The sequence below is a fragment of the Paenibacillus sp. RC67 genome (assembly GCF_030020805.1).
GTDB lineage: Bacteria > Bacillota > Bacilli > Paenibacillales > NBRC-103111 > Paenibacillus_S.
In genome coordinates, this window is record NZ_CP125098.1 from 7,675,384 (window position 1) to 7,693,860 (window position 18,477).

Here is an 18,477-nt window from a genome sequence, read left to right on the forward strand (position 1 = left end):
AGAGCTTACAACTTCTATTTGCGCTCATGAACAATGCTTTTCAACAGCTCGTTCATTTCTTGATCTGTCAAATCACGCCATTTGCCCACTGGCAGCGAGCCGAGCTCAACGTTCATGATCCTAACCCGTTTCAAGCGTCGTACCTCGTAACCGAACGCGCTGCACATTCTGCGAATTTGTCGATTCAGACCTTGAGTCAAAATAAGGCGAAATATCCTTTCACCCTGCTTAAAAACTTGACACGGTTTGGTCATCGTGCCCAAAATACGGACGCCGCTCGCCATGCCTTGCAAAAACATCGGCGTAATTGGTTTATCCACCGTCACGATATATTCCTTCTCATGGTTGTTTTCCGCACGCAATATTTTGTTCACGATATCCCCGTCGTTGGTAAGTAAAATCAGCCCCTCCGAATCTTTATCCAGACGGCCGATCGGAAATATGCGCTCTTTGTGGCCTACAAAGTCTACTATATTGCCTCTTACATGCTGCTCCGTCGTGCTTGTAATGCCTACCGGCTTGTTCAGGGCGATATAGACCCCTCTCTTCTTGGCGCTGATCGGCCTGCCGTCCACTCGGACCTCATCGCCCTCTTCCACCTGGCTTCCCAATTCCGCCCGCTTCCCGTTAATGGTTATACGCCCGGCATCCACCAGTTTGTCGACCTCACGCCGTGAGCAGAAGCCTGTCTCGCTAATGTACTTGTTAATCCTCATCTATCGTCACTCCACTTAGATTCATTCAACTGCCTGTATTATAACACGGTCTGTCATTGTTCAACAAAAAATAGGAATGTTCTGCGTTTAGCCATTTACATAAAATACCTGATTAGGTACGATAGACCCATGACTTAAGTTTGATCTCGACAAAAATAAATAGGAAAGCAGGGGGATATTTATTGTTATCTAGTATGACGTACCCAGCCAAAACCGTATTTTTTTTCAGTCTGTACATGTTTGTACTCAGCTTAGTCCTGTTGGTCGTACCAGGGTTGCTGGCACCGCTGCTTGGCTATACATCAGAGAGCGAAATTTGGATTCGTGTTGTGGGCATGTTCCTCCTCTTTCTTGCCTTTGACTATTGCGCATCGGCGCTGGAAGGCATGACACGATTCTTTTATTTGACCGTTTATACCCGAGCATCAATCATCATCTTCATGACCACCTTCGTCCTGCTGGGGATGCTGAAGCCGATCTTCGTCGCGCTGAGCCTCATCGACTTAAGCGGGGCTATCTGGACGCTAACCGCCCTGCGAGCCGCCAAAAAACACCGCAAAAAGACAACAGTACATGCCGCATAATTTAATAAAAGAACCAGATACCGATTCAAAGCCCCGAGAGCAGGGTAATAGAAACTACCCGATTCCCGGGATGCCTGACTTCGGTCGCGGGTATTCCCACACAACTATTATAAGGAGTGTGAAGGCAATGACACGCAAGAAGCAGATGCATTTGATAACGCGCCCCTTCTCCCATGTGCACAATATACTGACGGCTTTAGGATTCACAGAAAGAACGCAGCGTGACGGCTGCGTGTATGAACTCACTTTCCGCGACCCTATCACGTTGCAGGATTATTTGTATCAACTACCGACGAAGACTGCTAGCAACGGCCTGACGATTGTTCATCTTCATAAGGCTTGCTTCAGGGACAAAGTGGAGATTCCGCTCAGCGCCATAGAAGCAGCTACCCAAATGATGGCTGAGGTTGAACAGTACTTGTCCAGCCATGTACCGAAACCGTCCAGCGCACCGATTGATGAAACCATGAACGGCCGTATGGCTAATACCGAGGAGGAAGTAAAGAAGCTCGGCAAAGAAATGGCCAGCATGCCTACTAACTCCCAGGTGATGGAGAACGGTATGGTGCCAGACCCCATACAATAGTACGATCTATAGTGACCTATCAAAGAACCCCGGCAGCTGCGGTACCAGAGCCTATCGGGGTTCTTTGGCGTGCAGAAAAACGGACAGCCCCGCGAATACATTAATAGGCGACATATTGTACTGTGCAAAAGTTATTGTAGTGAGGGGTTAACTTATGACATCAAAAAAACGTCCTTCCATTATATCGATGCTGCCAAAAAGGCTTCGCCGTAAACTAGCAGACAAGGCGAAGGCAGAGGCCAGCGCTTCCGCATCGAAACAAAGGACAGAAGGCAATACAGCAAGCGGCTCTGCCGGAAGTGAACGTGCGAGATCTCCAAAGCGGAGGCGCAGCCGATTCGGACGTATCGCTTTATGGATAAGCGGGCTCATGGTGGTGATTGTTGGCTTCGCCATCTTTGCCGCGGCTCAATGGGTCCACGGACTCGATATCAGCAAGCTGGAGAATCCTTTGCCCGAGCCGACACTGATCATGGACCGTAATGGCAAGCCGGCTTCCCAGCTATCCTCCTCCCGTATCGTGCCTGTATCGCTCGACCAAATTCCGCTCGATTTGCGCAATGCGGTCATTGCGGTGGAGGATCGACGCTTTTATGAGCATTCGGGGATCGATCTCTGGTCCACAGCCCGAGCTTTGCTGCGCGATTTGAAGTCCGGCGAGATGAAGGAAGGCGGCAGCACGCTGACGCAGCAGCTAGCCAAGAACATGTTCCTCCAGTCGGATAAGACGTTAAGCCGCAAGCTGAAAGAGGCGGGCTACGCACTCAAAATCAACACGGTTTACAGCAAGGACGAAATATTGGAGCTGTATTTGAACAGCATTTATTTCGGGGAGGGCCGATGGGGTGTCGAAGGGGCGGCCCAGGAGTATTTTGCCAAGCCCGTACAGGAGCTGAAGCTGGAGGAAGCCGCTCTTCTGGCAGGACTGCCCAAGGCCCCTACCAGCTATTCCCCGGCTAAAAACATGCAGAAAGCGCTGGAGCGGCGGAATCTGGTGCTATCACTGATGAAGGAGCAGAACTTTATCAGCGAGGCCGCATATGAGAAGGCCGTCGCTCAACCTATCGTACTGAAGCAGCATAATGAGGAATCACTCAAAGGCAAATATCCTTCCTATGTCGACTATGTCATTCAGGAAGCAGCCGATGTATACGGCTTTACGGAGGAGCAAGTGCTGACCAACGGGCTGCGCATATATACGGATCTGGATCCGCAGGTGCAGCAGGCGGCTCAGGACGTCTATGCAAGCGACGACTTGTTCCCCGAGAGCAAGCCGGATCAGCTCATCCAAAGCGGCGCGGTCATCATCGACCACAAGACAGGTGGTATCCGGGCGCTTGTCGGGGCTCGGGGCCCGCAGGTATACCGCGGCTTCAACCACGCGACCCAGCTGAAGCGTCAGCCAGGATCGTCCTTCAAGCCGCTGGCGGTCTATGGTCCGGCGCTGGAGCGAGGCTACACCCCGAGCTCCTCGCTCTACGATGGAGACCTCGACATCGCCGGCTACCGGCCCAAGGATTGGGACGGTCAGACCCGGGGGCAGGTCACGCTGCGCGAAGCCATTATGCGCTCGTGGAACATCCCAGCCGTCTGGCTGCTGAATGAGATCGGTATCGACGCCGGGATCGATTTTGCCCGCCGGGCAGGCATTGCCCTCGGACCTGCCGACCGCTCTTTGAGCATCGCCCTCGGCGGCTTGTCCGAGGGCGTGTCGCCCCTGCAGATGGCGCAGGCCTTCGGCGCCATCGCCAATCTCGGCGTGCGGCAGCAGGCGCACGCCATCGTGAAGGTAACGACCAAGGAGGGCTACCCCTTGGTCGAGGCACAGCCGCAGCCGGCAACGGTGACGAAGCCGGCTATCGCCTACACCCTGACTTTACTGCTGCAGGATGCAGTAAAGTCAGGGACAGGGCAGGCCGCCGCTCTAGGGCGGCCCACTGCAGGGAAGACGGGCACGACGCAGCTGCCCGACACCAAGGAATTCGCCGACATCGGGGCCAACGGCATCAAGGACGCGTGGTTCGTCGGCTTCACGCCTGAGCTGACCGCTGCTGTCTGGCTCGGCTACGACCAGACCGATAAGAACCATTACTTAACCACGGGTGGCGCCGTTCCCGCTGCGCTGTTCAAAGAGATAATGAGCCGGGCGCTGCGCGATGTACCAGCTTCACCATTCATCGTACCCGATGATTATGTACCGGAGCCCGAACCAAAAAGCACATGGCTCCAATCCATTCAAGAAAAGCTCGGCATAGGTAACCCTGCTTCCATACCAGATCCTAAGAACAAAGACAATGAACATGGCAAATCCAAGGGCAAAGGGAAGCCCAAAGAGCATTAACCCAAGCTAAAATAACCCCACAAAGTGGAGCCTTTAGCTTCGAAGTGAATTCAGGTACTTTGCAGGGAACCCCGAAACTTTATAAATTGTTGAAAAAAACCCCGCTTACTCGCCTCACCTAACGGTGAAGCGAAAATAAGCGGGGTTTTGTTTGGTTGTTTAACAACTTTCCTTAATCATCATTGTTATTATCGCTGCGGCCTTTGTCTTGGTGCTTCTCTTTATCTTTTTCTTTTTCTTTTCCTTTGCCGTTGCCGTGATCTTTTTGTTTGTCCTGTTCTTTATCCTTCTCATAGCCCTTAACCTTGGCTTCTTGAGGGCGGGCAACGCTCGCCGATTTTTCCGGCCATTTTACATCCAGCTTCCATTCGGGGGATGTGTTTTTAAGCTGAAACTCCGAAGCAATTTTTTGCTTCAGCGAGGCTTCGAACGCTTTGGAATCGGAAGGAAGTCCCTTTACCAGCTGTTGAATAAACGAGTCGGCTTCGGCACCATCCAAATGGATGATAGAGCGATCCTTCGATTGCAGGAAAATTTCACTTTTTCCTTTCTCCTTCGAATCCTCCTTACCCGGTTCCTGCTTAACCCTAAGCTCAAACTCACGGCTTTTCCATTCAAGGTCCAGCTTCTCCCACACCTTGGATGGGGGTGCCGATCCGCCAGCTCCTGAAGTAACGTTACCCGGAGTAGGCTTCGGGCTTCCAGAAGTCGAAGAAGACGATCCCGATAGGCCAGGCGTGGCAGCAGGCGGAGTAACCGTGGCTGCAGTCTCAGGCGTTGTCGGAGATGGCGTGCCTGCCTCGTTACCGGTTCCCGTACTGCCACTAGCTCCTAGTCCTGTAGAATTCGTTGAGTCCCCTTCAGCAGCCGACCCTTTCGATTCTTGACCCGATTGTGAAGCTTCCTGAGCGCTCGTCGCTTTAATATAAGCCGCTTGATCCTTACTGTTCAAAATCATATCTACGGAATCGCCAGGCTTCATATCCGTCAAAGCCGATTTTTGCATGTTACGGTATACCCAGACCGTTGCAGACACCGGGTAAGACGCTTCCTGTCCGCTGACATTCATAACAAGCTGTTTGCCTCCGTCATCCAGACGAACGAACTGCCCCTTCGTTTCCTTTGATATTTCAGCCGATACCGGTCGGTCAGCCAGTCCGAACGCGCCATACGAAACTAAACCAACACATAAACAACCGATGATAAGCCATATGAGTCTTTTTCTCATTGTCCCCTCCTATAAGTCATGTCTTATTCAGTCCTTTATAGGATTCGTAACACGCTTATATTTTGGGGGAATTACCAGACTTATGGTTCAAACGAAGTTATGTCACCGCATCCCACCTAGTATCCGCAGCTTGAAGCCGAGGGTGCAACTCTGCCGAACTGACTCCGCCGGAAGGCATGTCGATCCACAACCGTACCTTTTTAATCCAGGCTTCAAACGAATCAAATGCCGCCAGCTTATTTGCCGTCTCCAGTGTGACCCATACAAAATGAGGGGCAGCGTACTTTTCGGCCAAATAACGAAAGGCTGTGTCCATTGGCGTATATTTTTTGCGTTTGCCTTCAAAACGGTCCACTGTCACGTCCACTCTTGTTTCGATCTGCTCCAGCTTGGCCTCCAGTTCATCCGTCCGTCGGTAATAAGGGGCGGCTTCCCGTTCCCCCATACGCCGCAGCGTTTCCTCATGCAGAGGGTAGAACACAAGCTTGGCTATCGTCTTGTCCTCCGCCATGTGAACCAGCGCAGCCAGTTGCTGTTCATCGAAACGCTCAAAACTATCATAGACCCATACCGAGCCGCGCTTTCCCTTACGTTCATCCTCCGGCACATAGCCGTATGGAACTTTGCTTACTTGTTTCGCCACATCATTTCCCCCCATCTATTGGAAATAGCTGCTTGTGCCCTTAGTATACCATCCACCACTATAAACATTCCCGCCAAAAAGGAATAATTGTCCTCTTCCCAGGCAAGCTTAAGAAATGCTTCCGATTTCGCGCCTTCGAGCGCGAGCAGTCCGGGCATACGGAGGAAGCCAAGCATACTATGAAACGGAGAGAAGCTGCATGTCTGAAAACAAAAAACATCAAGGCAATTACGAGGGAACCGCCTCCATGAAAGCGGAAAATCAAGATATGGAATTCGTCAACGATACGGTGGAAGGTGCTAAAACGGCTCAAAATTTAAACGGCGCTATTGCTAAAGAGTCGTCTGAGGAAGAGTAGAAGCCTCTATTGAGGCCTTTTGTAAAGAAACAGAGGATATGGCGTTCCCGATAAGGAACCCAAACCCTCTGTTTTTTACTTTTGTTAATGGAAAGCCAAAGCCCTGCTCACGGATTTACGCTATCCGAGATCTATTTTTTTATGGCCGATACCAGGAGGAACATGGGTCTTCTCAATTCATCCTTCATCTCTGGAATGGAGTTCAATAGATGGGCATCAGGCTCGGGTTCAATAAGCTCTGTTATCTGAAAGCCTGACTTGATAAGGCTGTTCACATAGGTAGTAAGCGTCTTATGGTATTTCATTACTTCCTCACCTAAAAAATTGGTTTTGCGAAGGCCTTCGTCAAAGTACCGATCAACGGGCCAAAACAGCCGATGACCTTGATCGTCATAATACCAATCCTGGTGCTCGTTGGATGTAAATGCAGGATGCTCCGCCGAGAAAACAAAGGCCCCACCCTTTGTTAAACAACGATTCACTTTATCGCAGATTCCTTCAAATGATTCTATGTAATGAAATGCCAAAGAGCTAAAAACCACATCAAAGCTATTTGCAGGGAAATCAATATCTTCAATAGGCATACGCATGTATTCGATGGAGGCTGATTCGGTGTTCTTTTTAGCCTCCTGAAGCATGCGTTCGGAAATATCTACCCCTATAACCTGCTTCGCTCCTTGTTCTATTGCGTAACGGCAATGCCAACCGAAGCCGCAGCCTAGATCTAACACTCGCTTATCCTTCAAATCAGGGAGCATTTGTTGAAAGATATGCCATTCTCCCGCAGCCTTCAGACCTTCGACCGAACGAGGCATTTTACTGTATTGGTTAAAAAAGGTGAGGTCATCGTATTTGTTTTCCTTCATGCTCTTGCCCCCTTAACTTTTTTATTATTTCACCGGGTATTTGAATGATTCATTCCGTCTTATTCTTTCGATTTTGCCCCTAGCTCCTGCCACGACAATAGCTTGGCTTCCAACGCCATGGCCCTGGCCGGGCTGGAGGAAGGGAGTGCCGCATACGCGATATTTTCGCCTATCCGAAGAGCTCGAAGCCTCGGCAGAACCTGCTTCCGGTACAGCTCGCTGGCCGCCTGCCCATTGAAGAAGACGCGACGAACGGCCGGGTATTCGTTGAAAAATGATGCAAAGTCATTCGCCTCCGGCTTGCGGATATGGGCATCCAGACTTCCTTCCCGCTCGCAGGCCGCCAAGACGTCCCATAAACCGATTCCATGAGACAAGGCAAAAGCAAGCCTGGCCTCGTATCTGTCACTCGGCATATTCTGAGCTTCTCCCTCACTCGAAGGTCCGCCGAATATAGCATACAGCAGCTTCCAAAAGTGATTGCGCGGGTGTCCGTAATACTCCTGCTTGCTAAGTGACAGCGCACCAGGCATCGAGCCCAGTACAACCGTCCGGCAGGAAGGATCGATCACGGGCGGCAGCCCCAATAAACGATCTTGCTCCATATCCACGCAATCCATCTCCTTTTCTACGATATCGTAACCTGATCTATTCTGGCTTCATTCATCTCCAAGCTTCATGTCCCAACGCTTTTTCCAACCAGCTTGCTTCACGCTTCCGCCTGTTTCCCTTTGTTTATTCGTACACTTTGCTTCAAAGGCCAGTTAAGCAGCAAAAGACCTGCTACGAAAATACCCGCTCCGCCTATAATATAGACTGTAATAGGATCATGGAAAAATAGATACGACCAGGCTATCGTAAACAGCACTCCACTGTTACTGACGATAACAGCGACCGAGAAGCTCACCCTTTTCAATGCCTGAGCGAACCAGTTAAAGCTAAGCCCTGTAATTAGTCCCAAGCCTATCAGGGCTACAATCGCCCATCCAGTAACTGGACCTGTTGCATGGGCTTGTACCGGCAGAGGCAGCGCCATGAGCAGAGAGCACCAGAAAAAGACAGAGAAATTCATATTCTCCGCATCCATGGATTGAATCAGCATTTTCTGGCTCAATACGTGAAAGGTGGTACCTACTGCGGAGAACATGAACAGGATGGTCGTTAAGCCATTGCTTGCGAGCATCTGATGCAGCGGGAGACCGTTCCAGCTGATCATCAATACCCCGCCGATGCAGAGAGCTGCGGCCATCCACCCGCGAGTTGAGACATGCTCTTTAAAGTAAAAAGCGGACACCAGCAGCAAAATAACCGTCTGAATCGGACCCACCAATATATTTCCATAAGAGTAGCCAATCGAGAGCGCTAAATTTTCGAAGAAATAGTTGCAGGTCTTGCCGAGTGCTCCTAGCCATATCCATTTCATATTGCCGCGAAGCTTAATTTTTCCATCCTTCAGCAGCAATAATATTCCTAAAAAGACGATGCCCAATGCAAACCGGGCGAATGTGATCGTCGTACTGTCTACCATCCCGGATGCCGTCTTCACCAATATCCCAACAAAGCTCCAGGATAACGTCGCCAAAAAAAGCAGGAAATATCCCACGCTGTCAACACCTCATTCGCAATCTTGACCCGGATTACGAGTCTGTTAAGTGAAGCTCCCATAATACGAAGCTATTGTACCACAGCGATGGAGCAACGTGACGAAAAATAATGCCTAAAAAAAGCAGATGCTAGTATTTCAGCACCTGCCTTCCTTGAATAAAAAAAGAAACCGCGAGCGGTTTAAAACTTAAACCTGCCCACCGTTTCTTGTAACTGCTGCTCAGCGGTACGGAGCGAATCCGATAAAGCTCGAGTTTCTTCCGATTCCCGAAGCTGCTGCTGCGATGCTATCGCCACTTGATGAGCGTTCTCCGACGCCGATCCGGCTATTCTCGCCATTTCTTCAATACCCGCAGTTACTTCTTCTGTACCCGCCGTCATTTGCTCGGCGGCTGCCGACACTTCCTCCATCTCCTCGGAAATGCTGTGAATCATGCTAACCATGTTCACCAGAGCCTCACGTACAACTTCGACTTGATGTATTCCAAGCTCAACGTCCTTACCACCCTGCTGCATGGCGAGGACCGCAGCTTTCATCGTGGCTTGTATGCCATCGACCATCTCATGAATTTGCCCAGCTGAGGTCTCCGATTGGTCCGCTAGCTTTCTGACTTCAGTGGCTACTACGGCGAAGCCCTTGCCCTGCTCTCCCGCTCTGGCCGCCTCGATTGCAGCATTCAATGCAAGAAGCCCCGTTTGAGATGCGATGCCCGAAATGACATGCGCCATCTCGCCCACGACCTGCATCCCTTCCTCTAGCTTGTGAATGGCCTCCCCAACCTTGAAGGCCGACTGATTCATCGTACCCATCTGCTCCATCGCCTTATCCGATGATACGCTTCCCTGCTCAGCCTCCTGAACGAGACGTTTTGTCGCCTCTGTTACATGCGCTGAAGCCTCAGCAATTCGCTGAATACCACCGGCCATCTCTTCCATCGCCTTGGCGCTGTCCTCGGCTCCTGAAGCCTGATTCTCCGCTCCAGCCGCCATCTCCTGAACCGTTCGCGAAATATCGGAGGCCATAGCGTTCGATTGAGTTGCGCTGTCTGTCAGCTTGCCCGAAATGTCCCCAATCTGACCCGACATTCCATGCACCGTACCAATAATCGTCTGAAGATGAGCAATGAACCGATTGACTTCTTCCGCCAATTGCCCCATCTCATCCCTGCCCTTAACCGGAATCCGGTAGGTTAGATCCGCTTCATGCGAATTCAGATTAGCCGTCGCACGAAGCACAAAACGAAGCTTACGTGCAACAATAAGACGGGATAACACGAACAGGAGTACAAGCATGCCTATATACAGCAGACCGAACGCTGCAGCCATAAGCATACGCTGTTTGGCAACCAAGGCATCGGACCCTTCTTTGGATAACGCAACCCGAATACCGCCCCAATGCTTGCCGGAGATCATAAGCGGGTATGAAATGTTCCAAGTTTCAACAATTTTCCCTTCGAGGTTACGCGGATATTTTTGCAGCAGCGCCTTGGATGCGTCTTTGTTTGCGGCGGAGCGATATCCGGTCTCATCATTGAATACGCGATTGCCTCGATACTTTTGACTCAGCAAACCCGCAGCCCCCCAAGAATCCTTGGAGGCATCACCCTGCAGACTGTACTTGCTGTTATGCGTTGCCGTATACCCGACGAAATCCGCATTGTCTGAATACATCGTAGGGATAGCGAATATGACATTCTCATCCGTTAGAAAGCTGTCGATAACCGCCTGCCAACGATCGTCGGTGTAATCATCGAAGTCGCTCGTATATTTAAGCTCATATTGCGCAAGCGGAACGGAACGGCCATCGAATAGCTGCTGCTTCCGTTCCGCATAATCATTGTCTTTCGAGCGCTTCTGCGCCTCCTGCTTGCTCTCCGGCATAATCGTCAGCTTGTCATTGAACAACCGGTTCTTCAGCTCCTCGCCAGTCAGGCGTGTACCATTCTTCAGCACAACGCCATTGCGAATGTCGTCCTCGGTGATGCTTTGCAGCGTCTTGGAGAGTGCAATTGCCAAGCTGTTGCCCTTATCGAGCAGTTGCGCCTCTGCATCCTTATTGATTTCATACCACTCGAAGGCATAGATGCCTCCCATTAATGCCAATAAGATGATCCCGGTGTACGCCATAAACTTGCCTGTCAAAGAAACGAAACCGTTTGTCATAAGATTCCCCCATGTATATGGCTTAATTTTCCACTATTATACATGGTTTTATAGGAGCAAAGGCCTATCGAAATGTACAAAATATGACATTTTACGCACAACAAAACGACACTTTTTTTAAGTGAACCGTCTCCACAATATCATAAGTACCGTGAGGGCTATAATACCTCCCAAAACGATGAAAAAAGCTTTAAGGAACCCTACAACAAAAGACGGCTCCTGCTTATCCCGGGGATCCCTTTTCATCCAATCCTGCAGCCATAGCACAGCAACCGTACCCAATGAAAAGCCACAGCTATATCGCAGCAGCTTAAGCACATATTCTCTCATCGTCAGTAATTCCATTGTCGTAGACGAAGCGCTCACATGAACCGTCACCCGATCGGCGCAAAACAATATCGCCAAAAATAAACCGATAATAAAGCCGTACAGCCCGCCCTTCACCAGCTTCGTTTCCATTTCTGTTTTCCCCCTTATAAAAAAACAATGAGCCCGTCGCTCATTCGTCATCCGGGCTCATTCATTGGTCGGTTAATAATTCCATTTAGTTGTAAAAACCAATCCGTTTAGCTTGACCACAGCTTACTTCCGACCAACTGCCGATCTCTCCGCAGAATAAGCGTCCAGCAGCGGACGCAGCTCAGGCTCAAGCGCACGCTCTAGATAAGGATCGGCTTGGAGGAAGCTGCGAAATTCCATATAGCTGCCGACCAGTGCCGACAGCTCCGCTTCCGTGGGCCGTTTCCCTTTAACGGCACGGATCAGTACATTTTTAGGCGTGTGCTCCATATCGATGAACTCCAGCAGTTGTGTCTTGTAGCCTACGATGTCTAGCAGCTTCGCTCGAATCGCATCCGTTGCGAGCGCTGCGAAGCGTTCCTTAAGAATACCGTGCTGCAGCAGCGGCTGAAGCACCTGGTTCTCCAGCTGGCGGAACAGCTCGTGCTGACAGCAAGGCACCGACAATATAACATCGGCCTGCCAGCGGACCGCTTTTTCCAAAGCCGCATCCGTAGCCGTGTCGCAGGCATGCAGTGTAACAACCATATCGACTCGATCCAAGCCGTTGTATTGCGCGATGTCCCCTACAAGGAACTGCAGTTGGTCATATCCGAATTTCTCCGCAAGGCCGCTGCAGTGCTCTATGACATCCTCCTTAAGATCAAGCCCGATAACCCGGATATCGAGCCCCTGCACTTCCTTCAAATAATGGTACAAAGCAAAGGTGAGATAGGATTTGCCACAGCCAAAATCAACAATGTTAAGCGTCCGGTCCTTGGACAGGTGTGGTACCACATCGGCAATCATTTCGACAAAGCGGTTGATTTGGCGGAACTTATCGTATTTTTTGGCAAGTACCTTGCCCTCCGCATTCATAATACCCAGTTCCACCAAAAAAGGAATCGGCGTCCCTTCTTCCAGCACATAATTCTTCTTACGGTTATGGGATAGCTCAACTGCCGGTTTCTTGGTCGGAGGCTTTTTTAAAATGCCTGCCTTCCCTTTCTTGCTAATCAGCACCTGATAGTCCGCCTCTGCTGACTGCAATAGCGCTTGACGGAACGTGACCGTCAGTAAGTCATTCATCTTCTCTGCCGCTTCGTCGGGCAGCACATTGTCGTGCAGCACTTTCTTGCCGCAGAAAGAGCTGAATTGGTAATGAAGCTTTCCCTTGAGCTCTATCGGCTTCACGACAACCTTAGTGCAGCCTTGAGGGTCGGTCGTGCGTACTTGGCTCAAGGTTGCTTGAATCAGCGTACGCTGCTCTATTAGATCATTCATTAAAGAAGCTATGGATTGCATAAATATTCATTCTCCGTTCCGATTGGTAAGTAGGATCTAGGGTGCTAAAAAGAAGGCTTGAACCGGATCAGCTTATCGTCGTCCGCCCCTGACGTACCACGGCCATCCCGATTATTTGTCAATATATACAGCGAGCCGTCAGGCCCTTCCGCTACATTACGGATGCGGCCCAGCTCGTCCTTGAACCGTTCTTCGACCTTAACGACAGATTGCTGGTCACTGCCCAAGATAAAGCGCTGCAGCTGCATTCCGCGCAAATTCGCCGCTAGTAAGCTTCCCTTCCATGGACCCTTAGTGACGAATGTGATGCCTGAGGGCGCCCATGTCGTACTGCCGCTATGCAGAAGAGGCTTCTTAACTGGGCCGGGTCCTGCCTTATCCTTGTCTTTCGCAGGGATTTGTGCGACATCCCCCTCTATCAGCGGCCAGCCGTAATTGGCACCCGGCTCAATGAGATTCACTTCGTCATGGGCCGTTTGCCCGTGCTCTGTACTGAACAGCTTACCCGTTTCTGGATGCCATGCCAACCCCTGAGGATTGCGATGCCCCAAGCTGTAAATAGGAGAGTCCGGGAATGGATTGTCCTTGGGAATCGTGCCATCTGTATGAATCCGCAAGATTTTGCCTCCGAGCTGCTTTACATCCTGCGCTATGGAAGGCTTGCTGGCGTCGCCGCTGGTTATGTACAGATTACCGTCCGGACCGATTTTAATGCGTCCACCGTCATGAATTCTCTCTCCCGGCAAAAGATCGAGCAGCACCTTGTCCAGCTTGGCCTTATTGCCGTTTTCCACTAGACGCAGCACTCGGTTGCGGACCTGTTCACCTTCCTGATAGGAGTGGTAGACGTAGACAAAATGATTTGTTTTAAAATCCCGGTCCAATGCAATACCGAGCAAACCTGCTTCCCCTTGATTGTATAACGGAGAGGCAAAACGGTAAACCGGTTCATCCAGCAGCTGTCCCTTGTCAATGACACGAATGGCCCCTCCCCTCTCCGTTAGAAAAATCCGTCCGTCTGGAGCAAAATCCATATCCCACGGAACGTTGAGCTTACTTGCAACAACCTCTTGTGTGTAGGGAAACGATGAAGCGGCGCCACCTTCTGCCGCCTTTCCCACGCTAGTTTCCGTTCCCGGTTGCTGTGTTGCTGAGGGTGCCGAGCTTTCGCCCCGCTCCACTTGGTTCGCCTGACGCTCACACCCGGGTACCATCAACAAACTAAAAGCCAAACTGAAAGAGACCCAACCGTTCAAAAGACTTGCCATTCTTCGCCCTCCCCTTGAATTTTACAGAGACCGATACGCAACCTTTTTGCATCCTATTTTTCCTTATTATACCTAAACAAGACTCATGAAAGCTAATTTCCTTAAATGATACTCCTTATGAGCTGCCTCCCCTTCCAGGCAAAAATCCTCTAACCAGATACGCAAAATAACCCCACAAAGGGGCTTTATCTTAGAAATCCTTTCAGCTACTTTGCGGGGAGCCCCGAAGCTTATAAATTCTTGCATATCAAAAAAGAGCGCAGCATTCCGCAGCGCCCTTCCTGTTATCCTGTTATGGCTTATTCGACAAATGAGCGCAGCATCCACACGTGCTTCTCCAGGCTCGCCTGTACTCCAAGCAGCAGGTCTGAGGTCGACTCATCTCCCACTTCCTCCGCGGCTTCCATACCTTCCTGCAGCTCTTTATTCACGGTGTTGAAATCACTGATGAGCTGACGGACCATATCCTCGGCTTTTTCTTTACCCGAGGCTTCCTTGATGGAGGAATCCTCCAGCATTTGCTTCATCGTAGCCACCGGCTTTCCTTGAAGCGTGAGCAAACGCTCAGCAATCGCATCAAAATGGAGCGTTACTTCATTGTACAGCTCCTCAAATTTTACATGCAGCGTAAAAAAATGAGGGCCTTTAACATACCAATGATAATTATGAATTTTCATATATAAGACACCAAAATTGGCTACCTGTTTATTCAAGGCTTTTTCGATCGAAACGGCTGTTGCTGTAGACATGAACGTCACGCTCCCTTTTGAAATCATTGTTTTAGGTTGAATAGTTAAGGTGCTGCTATGGTTATTATTTACCCATTCCAGCCTATTCTGAAACGATACATTAAAAGCACCCGCAGCCTCACTGTCTGCAGATGCTTCTGTCAGAAGACGGTCTGGACTGCCATTGTCCTAATATAGTTTACTTGTCGCTTTGATCGATGTGCAGCCTTGGTTTCGTGTTGCCCTTGGTATCCTTGTACATCTCTTTCTCCTGGCTTTCCAGTGGAAGACTGACCAGTTCCCATTCGGTTTGGCCCATAGCCGGATCGTAAGGAAATTCATCGCCCCGCTTCAGCGTCTCTTCGCGCCCCCATTCATTCTCATAAATACCGTCTGTTTCGACCTCGTCACTGGATACCGGCTTCATGCTCTTATCGTTTGCCATAACTGTCAAAACCCTCCTTGATGTTGAACTCGGACGTTATTATGCCCTTATTATTAACGAACTATGATGAGAGGCGTGTAACCCTTAAACCAGCCCAACTTTAAGTTAATATTCAGGTTTCCATAAAGTGGTTATGATAAGATAGCAAGTAACACTACTCAATGTAGTGTAACAATCCAAAACGAAAGGATGATAGCATGGCCTACATTTTGAAAAATTTGCATTTTATTGTTATCCATGTTCCGATCGCCATGTTAATATTCAGCTTGGTATTTGACATTCTAGCCATCGCCTTGAAGAAGAAGGATTGGCATACGGCGGCTGTTTTATGCCTAATTGTAGGAACTCTAGGAACGATCGCTTCGGTATGGTCCGGTCCGGACATGCCTAATCCCGCGGTGCAAAAGCACGAGCTGTACGGAAAAATAACGATGGTGCTTTTTATTGTTCTATCGGCCGTTCGGCTATGGTTTCATCGGAAAAAGCAAGCGGAAACCGGCAGAAAGCCTGCTTACTTGGCGGTTGCCTTCCTCGGAGTGCTTCTTGTTTCTTATACAGGGCATCTGGGAGGACAAATGGTACATAAGGAGAAGGGACCTATGCGGCCGAACGGTCAGCCTGCCATGCAAGGAGAGCGAGTCATGCCGAATGACAGCGCACCCGCTTCATCCTCTTCTAACAACCATGCTCCCGCCTCTGCCAAGCCTTCGCCCTAACCGTGTCTTGCTCAACATAAAAACCCCCTGCCTTATTCGACTTAAGCGTAGGGGGTGAACTTTATAATGCATATCGGCTTGCATAGTGGTTAACTATCTCCTCTTTATGCTCCAATACCGGCCGGAATGACTCTGGCACTCCCTTCGAAAAAAGGACACCCAGACCGTTGCTGTGCGGAAATTCCATATGAGGCAACGTGCCTAATCGCTCCCACAGCTCATAGACTCCGAAATCTGTGAGGCGCACTACAATATCATGAAATAATAGGATCCCATGGGGAGCAAGCTTTGGATGCCAAGATTGAAAGTCATGAAGCACAGCTTCATAGGTATGGTATCCATCAATATGAAGCAGGTCGATAGAGCCGTCCGCGAACGAATCAAGTGCTTGATCGAATTCGCCTCGCAGCAGCGTGCCTATAGAGGGAAACTCCCTAGCTGTCACTGCAGACACATCTTGAAATATGTTTTCTCCATAGGCCCCCGTATGAAAGTCTCCCTTCCACGAATCCACGGCGTAACAGCGAGTCGGCAGCGCTCCATCTTTGACGGCCTGACAAAAGCTGAAAAACGATGTCCCATAAAAGGTTCCCAGCTCTACAATCGTTTGTGGCTTGGCAAACCGGACCAGATCATAAGCGAAACGCCGATGCCCCGACCAAGCGCCGCTTACCATGAACTCATAGGGTAACTCTGGGGCCGTGTCCGCAGCAAATACCGCATTGTGAAACTCCCAATCCATTGAGATAATCACCACTTTCGTGTTTATGAAGGATTGGGATATTGTATGTAGGGATACTCCGCCGCGGGACGGCATATAAGCCGGGTATTAACCTATTTTGGGACATTAAGAGTCAGAGCCCGTGCGTGCTTGATCGTTAAACCAACGATACCCTTTCCTAACGGCAGTCAGTAAAAATTCGGGAACCGGCATGTGATGCAGGACTGGGAAATAAAAGCGATCATACGCTTTCTTCAGATCATCCCACATGCTGCAAGGCTCCTCCTTAAGGAAGTCGGATACATCGACTACGATGCCTCGTCCATCTTTGAGCATCACATTTTTGCCGTGCACATCATGCGGATTGAGTCCCTTGCGCTTCGCAAAATCCAGCGCTGCATCGATATCGTCAATAACCCGGCGCGGAATCGGAATACCTCGCAGGATGCAGTTGTACAGTGTAATTCCGCTCAAGCGCCGCAGGATCAAATAAGAGCTGCCCACATGGTAGCATTCCGAGTAAGCAGGGTGCTTCCCAAGACGCTGGTACACCTCCGCTTCGTCCTCCAGCCCCGGACGTCCGGGAGCATATACTTTAACCGCCATATCGCTGAACTCGGGGTGGCACACCACCGCAGCATAATTGCCTGCTCCGAGCAGCTTCCACGGCTTAGGCGCATGATGCACCACGATAGGGTCGTGAGAGTGCACACTTTCTATATGCAGTTGGGGCAGCAGCTGCTGCTCAACCATGTCGATCAAGGTTTGAATCATCCTTCATATCAGCTCCTTGGCGCCGACTTTTAACCGCCAAACGTATGCGTCGGCAGCCCATGTACCCCCGGCTTGATCCGAAATACACCGCCGGCATGCGGCTGCTTGGCCAGTTCTTCCTCTGAAAGCCCTGTTCGTGCCGTAGTGATATACAATTCGTCGTTATCCTCGCCTCCGAAGGTGCAGGAAGTAACACGAGCCGCCGGTACAGAGATTGCAGCGATCTGCTCACCCGTTTGCGGGTTCCAGCGAGATACTTGCCAGCCGTCCCATTGAGCAACCCACAGCATCCCTTCCGCATCGACCGTCATCCCGTCCGGGAAGCCGCCTCCTTCCGGCAGTGACAACACCGTTCTAACGCTACTCATGCTCCCCGTCTCCACATCGTAATCATAAGCGACGACCCTTCTCGTCGGTGAATCGATATAATACATCGTACATCCATCGGGGCTCCATCCGAGCCCGTTAGACACCGTAACGCCATCGAGCACCTTACGAACCTTCCGATCCTTCTCCAGCACATAAAGCGCTGCTACTGGCTCCTTCTCCTCGAAGCTGAGCGTACCGGCCCAGAACCGGCCTGCGGCATCGCATTTGCCATCGTTAAACCGATTGTCAGGTTTGTCTCTCTCGGGATCATCAATGAATGTAAGCTCTCCCGTCTCCCAGTTAAGCAAATGAAACCCGTGCTGCAAAGCCAGCACCAATCCTCCGCCGGCTCTCGGCACGGCCGCTCCTACCATCTGGTCCAGAGTAATCGTGCTGTTCGTTCCTTGCCGAGGATCATAGGCATGCACCTGGTTTTGCTTAATATCAACCCAGTATAACGTTCCGTTCCGCTGATCCCAGCAAGGTCCTTCACCTAATGTAGCTTTGTGATCAAGCACCAACTCTAATTGAAGCTGTGTCACCCTAATCTCCTCCATTCATCA

Annotated in this window: 22 protein-coding genes; 5 read left to right on the forward strand and 17 right to left on the reverse strand. The window is 50.4% G+C overall.

All coding sequences use genetic code 11. The features are described 5' to 3' along the window. Window positions 1-14 precede the first annotated feature (14 nt). Window positions 15-716 (reverse strand): 23S rRNA pseudouridine(2604) synthase RluF, encoded by a 702-nt coding sequence (gene rluF / locus QMA13_RS34900; RefSeq protein WP_282938309.1) that lies wholly within the window; start codon window positions 714-716, stop codon window positions 15-17. A 194-nt stretch (window positions 717-910) separates the two neighbouring features. On the opposite strand from rluF, the gene QMA13_RS34905 reads away from it, so the two are divergent. Next, window positions 911-1,300 carry a hypothetical protein gene (locus QMA13_RS34905; RefSeq protein ID WP_282938310.1) on the forward strand — a complete coding sequence of 130 codons (390 nt, stop codon included), beginning with the start codon at window positions 911-913 and terminating at the stop codon, window positions 1,298-1,300. Window positions 1,301-1,427: 127 nt separating this feature from the next. Continuing rightward, the gene (locus QMA13_RS34910) at window positions 1,428-1,886 is read left to right on the forward strand and encodes a hypothetical protein (RefSeq protein ID WP_282938311.1); all 459 of its coding nucleotides are present in this window, start codon (window positions 1,428-1,430) and stop codon (window positions 1,884-1,886) included. 147 nt (window positions 1,887-2,033) lie between these two features. Here the strand turns inward: QMA13_RS34910 and QMA13_RS34915 are convergent, their stop codons facing one another. Next, entirely contained in the window at window positions 2,034-2,258 is a 225-nt protein-coding gene (locus QMA13_RS34915; RefSeq protein ID WP_282938313.1) for a hypothetical protein, read from the reverse strand. Between QMA13_RS34915 and QMA13_RS34920 the strand changes: the two genes are divergently transcribed. Next, window positions 2,257-4,227, forward strand: coding sequence for a transglycosylase domain-containing protein (locus tag QMA13_RS34920; RefSeq protein ID WP_282938314.1), 1,971 nt, complete (start codon window positions 2,257-2,259; stop codon window positions 4,225-4,227). The genes QMA13_RS34915 and QMA13_RS34920 overlap by 2 nt on opposite strands. 172 nt (window positions 4,228-4,399) lie before the next feature. On the opposite strand, the gene QMA13_RS34925 is transcribed toward QMA13_RS34920, so the two are convergent. From QMA13_RS34925 to QMA13_RS34935, 3 genes are all read right to left on the reverse strand, one after another. Then, window positions 4,400-5,455, reverse strand: coding sequence for a hypothetical protein (locus QMA13_RS34925; RefSeq protein WP_282938315.1), 1,056 nt, complete (start codon window positions 5,453-5,455; stop codon window positions 4,400-4,402). 97 nt (window positions 5,456-5,552) lie between these two features. Next, a complete protein-coding gene (locus QMA13_RS34930) occupies window positions 5,553-6,098 on the reverse strand; it encodes a hypothetical protein (RefSeq protein WP_282938317.1) in 546 nt (181 codons plus the stop codon). Continuing rightward, the gene (locus QMA13_RS34935) at window positions 6,083-6,274 is read right to left on the reverse strand and encodes a hypothetical protein (RefSeq protein WP_282938318.1); all 192 of its coding nucleotides are present in this window, start codon (window positions 6,272-6,274) and stop codon (window positions 6,083-6,085) included. The genes QMA13_RS34930 and QMA13_RS34935 overlap by 16 nt, the downstream gene beginning before the upstream one ends. A 23-nt stretch (window positions 6,275-6,297) precedes the next feature. Between QMA13_RS34935 and QMA13_RS34940 the strand changes: the two genes are divergently transcribed. Continuing rightward, entirely contained in the window at window positions 6,298-6,456 is a 159-nt protein-coding gene (locus QMA13_RS34940) for a hypothetical protein (RefSeq protein WP_282938319.1), read from the forward strand. A gap of 131 nt (window positions 6,457-6,587) precedes the next feature. On the opposite strand, the gene QMA13_RS34945 is transcribed toward QMA13_RS34940, so the two are convergent. From QMA13_RS34945 to QMA13_RS34985, 9 genes are all read right to left on the reverse strand, one after another. Continuing rightward, entirely contained in the window at window positions 6,588-7,322 is a 735-nt protein-coding gene (locus tag QMA13_RS34945) for a class I SAM-dependent methyltransferase (RefSeq protein WP_282938321.1), read from the reverse strand. Between the two features lie 59 nt (window positions 7,323-7,381). Then, window positions 7,382-7,927, reverse strand: coding sequence for a DNA-deoxyinosine glycosylase (locus QMA13_RS34950; RefSeq protein ID WP_282943687.1), 546 nt, complete (start codon window positions 7,925-7,927; stop codon window positions 7,382-7,384). Between the two features lie 104 nt (window positions 7,928-8,031). Beyond that, window positions 8,032-8,925: a DMT family transporter gene (locus QMA13_RS34955; RefSeq protein WP_282938323.1), complete on the reverse strand. Its 894-nt coding sequence runs from the start codon at window positions 8,923-8,925 to the stop codon at window positions 8,032-8,034. A gap of 182 nt (window positions 8,926-9,107) precedes the next feature. Further along, window positions 9,108-11,090: a methyl-accepting chemotaxis protein gene (locus QMA13_RS34960; RefSeq protein ID WP_282938325.1), complete on the reverse strand. Its 1,983-nt coding sequence runs from the start codon at window positions 11,088-11,090 to the stop codon at window positions 9,108-9,110. A 117-nt stretch (window positions 11,091-11,207) separates the two neighbouring features. Then, complete coding sequence (locus tag QMA13_RS34965) at window positions 11,208-11,549, reverse strand: hypothetical protein (RefSeq protein ID WP_282938326.1); 342 nt, start codon at window positions 11,547-11,549, stop codon at window positions 11,208-11,210. Between the two features lie 123 nt (window positions 11,550-11,672). Beyond that, window positions 11,673-12,893, reverse strand: coding sequence for a class I SAM-dependent methyltransferase (locus QMA13_RS34970; RefSeq protein WP_282938327.1), 1,221 nt, complete (start codon window positions 12,891-12,893; stop codon window positions 11,673-11,675). A gap of 44 nt (window positions 12,894-12,937) precedes the next feature. Beyond that, on the reverse strand, window positions 12,938-14,161 hold the full coding sequence (locus QMA13_RS34975) for a PQQ-dependent sugar dehydrogenase (RefSeq protein ID WP_282938328.1): 1,224 nt from the start codon (window positions 14,159-14,161) through the stop codon (window positions 12,938-12,940). A gap of 299 nt (window positions 14,162-14,460) precedes the next feature. Further along, entirely contained in the window at window positions 14,461-14,910 is a 450-nt protein-coding gene (locus QMA13_RS34980) for a Dps family protein (protein WP_282938330.1), read from the reverse strand. Window positions 14,911-15,088: 178 nt separating this feature from the next. After that, a complete protein-coding gene (locus QMA13_RS34985) occupies window positions 15,089-15,334 on the reverse strand; it encodes a hypothetical protein (protein ID WP_282938331.1) in 246 nt (81 codons plus the stop codon). 197 nt (window positions 15,335-15,531) lie between these two features. On the opposite strand from QMA13_RS34985, the gene QMA13_RS34990 reads away from it, so the two are divergent. Continuing rightward, a complete protein-coding gene (locus QMA13_RS34990) occupies window positions 15,532-16,050 on the forward strand; it encodes a DUF2231 domain-containing protein (protein WP_282938332.1) in 519 nt (172 codons plus the stop codon). Between the two features lie 61 nt (window positions 16,051-16,111). Here the strand turns inward: QMA13_RS34990 and QMA13_RS34995 are convergent, their stop codons facing one another. From QMA13_RS34995 to QMA13_RS35005, 3 genes are all read right to left on the reverse strand, one after another. Then, window positions 16,112-16,792 carry a class I SAM-dependent methyltransferase gene (locus QMA13_RS34995; RefSeq protein WP_481858076.1) on the reverse strand — a complete coding sequence of 227 codons (681 nt, stop codon included), beginning with the start codon at window positions 16,790-16,792 and terminating at the stop codon, window positions 16,112-16,114. Window positions 16,793-16,897: 105 nt separating this feature from the next. Next, window positions 16,898-17,545 (reverse strand): serine/threonine-protein kinase, encoded by a 648-nt coding sequence (locus QMA13_RS35000; protein ID WP_282938334.1) that lies wholly within the window; start codon window positions 17,543-17,545, stop codon window positions 16,898-16,900. Between the two features lie 29 nt (window positions 17,546-17,574). Then, window positions 17,575-18,471 (reverse strand): SMP-30/gluconolactonase/LRE family protein, encoded by an 897-nt coding sequence (locus QMA13_RS35005; RefSeq protein ID WP_481858077.1) that lies wholly within the window; start codon window positions 18,469-18,471, stop codon window positions 17,575-17,577. Between the last annotated feature and the right edge of the window lie 6 nt (window positions 18,472-18,477).